Source organism: Streptomyces sp. TBY4 (assembly GCF_024213195.1).
Taxonomy (GTDB): domain Bacteria; phylum Actinomycetota; class Actinomycetes; order Streptomycetales; family Streptomycetaceae; genus Streptomyces.
Map to the genome: position 1 here is coordinate 1 of NZ_JANAVF010000058.1, position 538 is coordinate 538.

A 538-nucleotide genomic window follows, 5' to 3' on the forward strand; every position below is an offset into this window, starting at 1 on the left:
TACGTCTCCTGCGGGGAGCTGGTGAGGGGGGTGGCGGTGGCCGGGGGCCAGATCGCGGGCCCGTCGGCCGGGGTGGTGTTCTGGCCGGGGGTGAGGGTGCCTTCGGCGTGGCGGGTCCAGAGGGTGGTGCCCTCCAGGCGGGAGTGGACGCTGACCGGCCGGCGACCGGAAGCATCGGGGGTGGAGAGGACGACTTGGACCTGGACGGTTCCCTGTTCGGGGATGACCAGGGGTGCGTGCAGGACGAGTTCTTCCAGACGCTCGTATCCGGCTTCGTCTCCGGCTCGCACGGCGAGTTCCACGAAGGCGGTGCCGGGCAGGATGACCGTTCCCAGTACGTCGTGGTCCTTGAGCCAGGGGTGGCTACGGGCCGACCAGCGGCCGGTGCAGATCACTTCCTCGCCCGAGGAGCTGTGGACGACGGCGCCGAGCAGCGGGTGGTCCATCGCGTCCAGACCCGCCGATGCCACATCCGCCCGGCCCTCGACCAACTCCAGCCAGTACCGCTCGTGTTCGAAGGCGTAGGTGGGCAGGTCGA

Annotated in this window: 1 protein-coding gene; it reads right to left on the bottom strand. The window is 70.3% G+C overall.

Going from position 1 to position 538, the window contains the following annotated elements:
- Positions 1–538, bottom strand: a 538-nt coding sequence (locus tag NLX94_RS38745) for a polyketide synthase dehydratase domain-containing protein (protein ID WP_254388000.1), incomplete at both ends; no start/stop codon positions are given.